Source organism: Vibrio sp. 1CM24A (assembly GCF_023161725.1).
Lineage (GTDB): Bacteria > Pseudomonadota > Gammaproteobacteria > Enterobacterales > Vibrionaceae > Vibrio > Vibrio coralliirubri.
Genome location: NZ_JALNTS010000004.1, coordinates 212,932 through 220,132 on the forward strand (window position 1 = coordinate 212,932; position 7,201 = coordinate 220,132).

5 protein-coding genes are annotated in these 7,201 nt (G+C 45.7%); 3 read left to right on the forward strand and 2 right to left on the reverse strand.

From position 1 onward, the window contains the following. Positions 1-54: 54 nt before the first annotated feature. Both MSG38_RS10845 and MSG38_RS10850 read right to left on the reverse strand, forming a co-directional pair. Positions 55-1,425 (reverse strand): L-serine ammonia-lyase, encoded by a 1,371-nt coding sequence (locus tag MSG38_RS10845; RefSeq protein WP_248401844.1) that lies wholly within the window; start codon positions 1,423-1,425, stop codon positions 55-57. A gap of 26 nt (positions 1,426-1,451) precedes the next feature. Next, complete coding sequence (locus MSG38_RS10850; RefSeq protein WP_050634745.1) at positions 1,452-2,993, reverse strand: sodium/solute symporter; 1,542 nt, start codon at positions 2,991-2,993, stop codon at positions 1,452-1,454. Between the two features lie 348 nt (positions 2,994-3,341). Between MSG38_RS10850 and MSG38_RS10855 the strand changes: the two genes are divergently transcribed. From MSG38_RS10855 to MSG38_RS10865, 3 genes are all read left to right on the forward strand, one after another. Further along, the gene (locus MSG38_RS10855; protein ID WP_017104144.1) at positions 3,342-4,646 is read left to right on the forward strand and encodes an MFS transporter; all 1,305 of its coding nucleotides are present in this window, start codon (positions 3,342-3,344) and stop codon (positions 4,644-4,646) included. 125 nt (positions 4,647-4,771) lie between these two features. Continuing rightward, a complete protein-coding gene (locus MSG38_RS10860) occupies positions 4,772-5,788 on the forward strand; it encodes a nuclear transport factor 2 family protein (protein WP_016788980.1) in 1,017 nt (338 codons plus the stop codon). 248 nt (positions 5,789-6,036) lie between these two features. Continuing rightward, positions 6,037-7,113: a porin gene (locus MSG38_RS10865; protein ID WP_050646350.1), complete on the forward strand. Its 1,077-nt coding sequence runs from the start codon at positions 6,037-6,039 to the stop codon at positions 7,111-7,113. Positions 7,114-7,201: the final 88 nt, after the last annotated feature.

Sequence of the window (7,201 nt, forward strand, 5' to 3'; positions counted from 1 at the left end):
TGAAATCTAGAGCTCTGGGCTTAACGTTATTATTTACTGGGCTAACTGGCTTAGTTATTCACAAGGGTGAGCAAGATGGATCAAGGCTAAACCACCGAGTGACGTTTCACGATATTTCTTGTTCATGTCTTTACCCGTTTGATACATGGTCGCAATAACCTTATCTAACGAAATCAAAGATTTACTATTACGCTTCAAAGCCATGCGTGATGCGTTGATGGCTTTCATCGCGCCCATCGCATTTCGCTCAATACACGGCACTTGAACCAAGCCGCCAATTGGGTCACATGTCATACCCAATGAGTGTTCCATCGCGATTTCTGCCGCAATACAGATCTGCTCATTGCTGCCACCGCGTAGTGCCGTTAATCCAGCCGCCGCCATAGAAGACGACACCCCTACTTCACCTTGGCACCCGACTTCCGCACCCGAGATTGAAGCATTGGTTTTGTACAGAATACCAATCGCGCCCGATACCGCTAAGAAGTCTTTTAACTGCTTGGTATCCAACTCTTTAATGAAGCGATGGTAGTACATCAACACGGCAGGAATCACGCCCGCTGCACCATTGGTTGGTGATGTTACCACTTGGCCACCAGCCGCATTTTCTTCGCTAACCGCAAACGCAAACAAGTTAATCCAATCCATGATTTCCATTGGGTCGTTTTCAACTGCCGCATTTGCTTCGAGCTTCTTAAGCAAATTAGGCGCACGGCGTGTCACGTTCAAACCACCATCAAGAATGCCTTCGGTTTCAAAGCCACGCTCCATACAACGACTCATCACTCGCCAGATTTGATCCGCTTTCTCTGAAATAATGTCAGCGCCTTCGAACTCCGCTTCATTTTTTAGAATCATGCCACCGAGGCTCATCCCACTATTATCGGCTTGTTGCAGCATTTCATCGGCATTTTTGAATGGGAATGGGACTTCTACTGCTTGGGTTTGAGTGCCATTTTGCAGTTCGTCAGCAGTTGCGATAAAACCGCCGCCAATCGAATAATAAGTTTCATCGACAATCACGTTGCCACTCTGGTCGAATGCAGTAATCATCATGCCATTTTCATGCAGAGGCAGGTTATCTTCGTGGAACAACATGTCGGTTTGGTAGTTGAAGGCAATGTGCTTGGTGCCCGCTAAATCCATCTCACCACTATCTACGGCATGACGCATTGCTTGGTTTGCACTGGTGATTTTGATGGTGTCTGGCTTATTACCGAGTAGCCCCAATATTGTTGCTCTGTCGGTGTGGTGACCTATGCCAGTCAATGACAAAGAACCGTATAAATCCACCTGAACACGCGTCACTTCAGCGATTTTATCAGCGATTAATTGTGTGAAATGGAAACCCGCAATCATTGGGCCGTTGGTGTGAGAGCTCGATGGCCCCACACCAATTTTGTAGATATCAAAGATCGATAACATAGATATACCAGTAAAAAATCGGTCAATTAAGAAAGAGCGGCATAAAGCCAATCAGGGATAACAGTACAAGCAGCAATCGTCACAACAGCGAACACCAACAAGCCGTAATGACTCGCGGTAGGCTTTGCAAACAAATGCTTTTGCTTGGCTATAAATTCATTTTGTTGCTCGGTTACCTCTCCCCAGAAGCGGCTTACAACAACGCCTAACACCAAGAAAACCACAGTGCCAATCAAGGCGAACCAAGGCCAAGCTATTCCGCTGTATTTGGCGATGAATACGACAGCCACACTGCCAATACTGCCCGCAATCACCCCTTTCTCATTCGCTTGTTTGAAGAACAAACCCAAGATGAAAGAGCCAAGGCGAATACCGACAAAAATAGAGGTTAGGCTCGCAATCGTTTTAAGTACCGATTCATTAGAAACAGCCAGTAATGCAGGCACAACAACCGACGCAGCAGCAACCAGGCTCATTTTTCTAGCCACTGATTCATAGTGCGCGTCAGAGGCTTTCTTGCGGAAAAATCGTTTATAGAAATCGAACGTTGCGACCGTCGCCATAGAGTTATAAGTGGAATCCAGTGTCGACATGGCCGCTGCCGAAAGTGCTGAGATCACCAAACCAACAATGATTGGGTTAGTATGGTTAAACACAAAATCGAGAATCACTTCATTGCTGTTTTCAAAACTGCTGTCTTGATAAAAGACACTTAACAGCACCCCCATCACAGCAAAGAACAGATAAACAAAGAATGCGCCGTAGCCACAAAGCAACATCGACTTTTGCGCTGTTTTAACGCACTTAGTCGCCAATGTTCTCTGAATAATCAGTTGGTTAGTACCATACACACTCAGGTGCAAGAAGCTCACAGCCACTACGCCTGCCCACAATGTGGTATCGACGCCTAAGTCAAAATCGAGGTTGATGATGTTCAAATGTTCAGGAGACAACACCTCGCCCGCATCGATTTTCATCAGCAATAAAACAAAGATCGCAATGCTGCCGATAATCAACACTGCTGACTGAAGCATGTCAGTCCAGATTACTGTCGAGATACCACCCGCATAGGTATACAACGCAGTAAATACGCTGATGTAGATGATCGCCTCAGAGATACTCACCGGCAGCACTTGCACTAAAATCAGGGCAACCGCATACAAAATAACCCCTGCCGAAATACACTGAACCACAATGAACACGATGGAATTGATCGTGCGAGCAACAACGCCAAAGCGGTGCTCTAGGTATTCGTAAATCGAGGTTAGGCCGAGCTTGTAAAACACCGGAACAAAGAAAAGCACAGTGAAAAAGATCACTATTGGATAATTCAAATGTACGCTCATCGCTTCCATGCCTGAGCTATAAACCCAGCCCGGCATGCCAACGAACGTCATTGCGCTGATGTAGGTTGCAAGAATCGACACACCTGCCGTAAACCAACCAAACTGTTTTCCACCAGTCGAAAAATCGCCACCGACGCTATAGCGCCTATTAACTAAGTAGCTGATAAACAAAGTAGTTAGTACATAAAGAGCAATAACCACAAAACTTGAGTACGTAACCATTTTTAGATTCCGTTTATTGTATGTCGCAAATCATTCGCCGCCAATAGTACTCAAAAATGGATATTTTCCCTCAAAAACCCACAGTAAGTGTGACTATTATCACTAAGATAGACGATTAAACACTCAAATCGCCCCACAAAGCACAAAAACGCGATCAAATGAGATCGAGATCACCAAAATACACAAAATGGGTACGCACTCATTTTAAAATTGACTTTGATCACGGATCTAATAACCACAAAAATTCTATTATCTCTTCCGAAATGAAGACGGTGTGATGAAGCTAAATAATCAACACACAATAATTAAAACCAAAACCACCCTATATAAAATAAAGGTTTATCGGTCATGACCATTAAAAAACACATGAGCGAAGTTCCTATGATTCAAAGGGTAGCCGCATATCTAGCAATTCTAGTGGGTTACTTTTTTTATTGTTATAACTTTGTAATTATTGACTACGTACGCCCGTACATTGTGGAAGAATATGCTGGTATTAGCCTTTCTGATACCGCTCAGTTCTACACTTGGCAGTCAGTTGGTGCTCTGATTGGTGCGCTGAGCTGTGCATGGTTCGCAACCAAGTTCGGCAAGAAGTCCACACTAGTAGCAATTACGGCATTAAACGGTGGTGCAACCATCATCAACATGATGTTTACCGACTACGCCACTTGGGCCGCAATGCGTTTCATCATTGGCCTATCTTTAGGTGGTTACTTCACTGTAGCTGTATCTTTGATGATTGGCCTATTTACACCAACGGTTCGCGGTAAGTTGACTGCTTTTGCTTCTTCAATGTTCTCTGTTGCTTTAGTGGCAATGGGCGCTTACGCAGCCTTCATTACAAGTGTTGATGCACCTTGGCAGAGCCTAATGTGGGTAGGTGGTATTCCACCGCTTGTAGCAGCAGCGTTAATGATCTTTGTATTACCAAGCGACAAAACAGTGATCGCCTACGGTGAAGAAGATCAACAAACAACAACCAATGCAGCTGGGGAAGTAACCGAAGCTAAAAAAGGTTCTTGGGGTGAGATGTTAAGCAAGCCTTACCGCAAAATTACGATTACTTGTTTACTTCTTTCTGGTCTTAACTTCTACGGATTCCAATTCTTCGGTGGCTTTGTAACTACCTACCTGAAAGATGTTCGTATGTTTGATGGTGCAACCATCGGTTTGATCTTCTCTATCTCAGCATTTGGTTCACTCTTCGGTGCTTGGTTCTGGGGATGGGCAGCAGATAAGTACGGTCGTAAGATCAATGCGTTCGGCTTCATCCTCGCAGGTATCATGGTTTCTATCTTCTTTGTCGCACCTGGTGACATGATGATTGGCGGCCTAAACATGCTGGCTCTTCTAGGTCTTATCTACAACTTCGGCCTGTCTGCTTCTGCAGTATGGGGCGGTTACTTCTCTGAATTGTTCCCAGCACGCTTGCGTAGCTATGGTGCAGCTTTATTCCATGGCGGTCGTATTATCGGCATGTGGGCACCAATGGTTCTTATCTTTATCCAAGAGCGTACCGACCTACAAACAGCAATGTGGGGCTCACCAATCGTATGGATTATCGCCGGCCTACTATGGCTAACACTGCCTGAAACTCTTAAAGGTGGCGTCTTCGATAAGAGCAAAAAAGCTGAAGCAGCAAAAGCTTAATTCGACACTCATACGCTGAAGTTCAATTACGAAAAATTTAAAGCCGGCTGATAAATCAGTCGGTAACAAAATCCAAATCGAGTCCTGTTCCGAATGTTGACTCGACAACACAAAGAGAAATTATTATGTCTAAATATCAAGAAGCTAAACGCATTGTTCGTGATTACTTCGATGCAATGGAAAACGCAACTCACGAGAACGTTGCTGAAGTTTTAAAAGCACACACTTCTGAAGATTACTTGTGGCGCGGTGTTTACCCATTCCGTGAGCAAGAAGGCGCACAAGCAGCTGCTGACGTATTCTGGGCACCAATGATGAAGTCAATGACTCGCATGCAGCGTCGTCAAGACATCTTCATCGGTGGTAACAACGAAGTTAACCCAGATGAGATTTGGGTAATGAGCATGGGTCACTTCATGGGTCTATTCGACGCTGAATACCTAGGCATGCGCCCAACTGGCAAGATCATGAACGTTCGCTACGCAGAGTTTAACTGCGTAGTTGACGGCAAAATCACAAAGACAGGCCTGTTCCTAGATCTTCTAGGCATGATGGATCAAGCGGGTTGTTACCCACTTCCACCATCAACTGGTAAGCACTTCGTATACCCTGGCCCACGTAACCACGATGGTCTGCTATTCGAAGACGCGGCTCCAGAAGAAGGTGTTGCGACACTTGCTCTAGTGAACAAAATGGTTGATGACCTGTCTGCTCTTAACGACAGCGGCGCGATGGGTTGCCCACCAGAAGTACTAGCGAAGAGCTGGTCAAAAGACATGATTTGGTACGGCCCATGTGGTATCGGCGCGTCTTACACAATTCCTCGCTACCAACAACAGCACCAACTTCCTTTCCGTAACAACCTGAAAGACAAGAAGTTCAACGGTCACGTTTGTCGCTTCGCTGAAGGTAACTTCTCTTGTTTCTTCGGTTGGCCAAACCTATCAAACACACCAACAGGTGGCTTCCTAGGTATGACTGGCGGTGAAGTACGCGCAAACATGCAAGTAGTTGACGTTTACTACCGTGACGGTGACAAGCTGTCTGAGAACTGGGTTCTTATCGACCTTCCTTACTGGCTACAACAGCAAGGTCTAGATGTGTTCGAACGCACTTCAACCATCATGAACCCAACGCTGTAATCGATACGCTTTAATCCAAAAGATTGAAACGAAATAGTGGCAACCTAAATAGACATCTGATTTAGGTTGCCACGCTTACTGGGGGACCCTTCTCGCTCCTAGTAAGTGCTCCAACCAATTCATTATTGCTCCACTAATAACTGAATCTACTCGTGCCTCATGGATGGGGTACACCCTGCCAAACCATTACCAATATAACGGGCTTGAAAGCACGGTGGCTTTCTGCGGCCTGAATAAAGAGAATTACAATGAAAAAGTCGATTCTTTCAGCAGTGATCCTGACAGCACTTACCTCAGGTTCTGCTTTTGCTGCACACACTTTTACCAATGACGCGGGCGATAGCCTTACTTTAGACGGTCGTTTCGACGTTCGTTACCAAGATAAGGGCGGCGACCACAACGGTGAGTGGAACAGCGGTAGCTCTCGTTTCGGCCTTAAAGGTCAAATGGGACTCGATAACGGCTGGACTGGCTTTGGCCATGCTGAATGGGGTTACAACTCAGGTGCTAACGGCGACAATATTTACGACCGACTTCTATACGCAGGCGTAGAGCACGACAAATACGGCAAGATCGCAGCAGGTACTAAGCAATGGTCTACCTTCTACGATGTGGCTTGGTTTACCGATATGGGTCGAGTGTTCGGTTCGCGTGGTTCTGGTTACTACAACCTATCTGACTGGGGTATTGCGTCAGGTACAGGTCGTGCCGAGAACTCGATTACTTACCGCAACAGCATTAGCGACAACTGGAAATACGGCTTCACTTACCAAACGACTCGCGAAGATGTTGGCCTAGCTGACGGCTTAACAGCAACGCTGAAAAACGGTATGGGCGCGTCAACGTTGTACACTGTTATGGATGGCCTAACGATTGGTTTAGCTTACCACCAGAATGAGTTTGATGATGTCGATGCGGGCGTTAAAAATATCAAAGATGGTGATACACAACGCATTGGCCTATTAGGTGTTAACTATACCAATGACGGTCTATTCGTTGGTTTCACCTACAGCCAAGGTTCAAACTGGGAAACCACCAGCCAAGCTGAATTCTACGACCACCGCGGTGCGGAATTCTTCACTTACTACCACTTTGAAAACGGTCTGCGTCCAACCTTTAACGTGAACTACTTAACGGATACCGACGACAACGCAAACGGCTACGAGCGCCAGCTTATTATTCCTGGCCTTGAGTACCACTTTAAGAAGAATAAGTTCTTAGTTTGGACGGAATACCAGTTTGATAATGGTAACGACAAATCTGTTGGTAACCATTACGAAAATAGCGATGACCAGTTCGCTGCAGGTATTCGTTACTACTTCTAACGATATAGCGGTATAGCGGTATAGCGGTATAGCGGTATAGCGGTATAGCGGTATAGCGGTATAGCGGTATAGCGGTATAGCGGTATAG

What these genes read in the sequence shown, in the direction of transcription:
- MSG38_RS10845 (WP_248401844.1), bottom strand. Translation starts at nt 1,425, where the DNA reads ATGTTATCGATCTTTGATATCTACAAAATTGGTGTGGGGCCATCGAGC.
- MSG38_RS10850 (WP_050634745.1), bottom strand. Translation starts at nt 2,993, where the DNA reads ATGGTTACGTACTCAAGTTTTGTGGTTATTGCTCTTTATGTACTAACT.
- MSG38_RS10855 (WP_017104144.1), top strand. Translation starts at nt 3,342, where the DNA reads ATGACCATTAAAAAACACATGAGCGAAGTTCCTATGATTCAAAGGGTA.
- MSG38_RS10860 (WP_016788980.1), top strand. Translation starts at nt 4,772, where the DNA reads ATGTCTAAATATCAAGAAGCTAAACGCATTGTTCGTGATTACTTCGAT.
- MSG38_RS10865 (WP_050646350.1), top strand. Translation starts at nt 6,037, where the DNA reads ATGAAAAAGTCGATTCTTTCAGCAGTGATCCTGACAGCACTTACCTCA.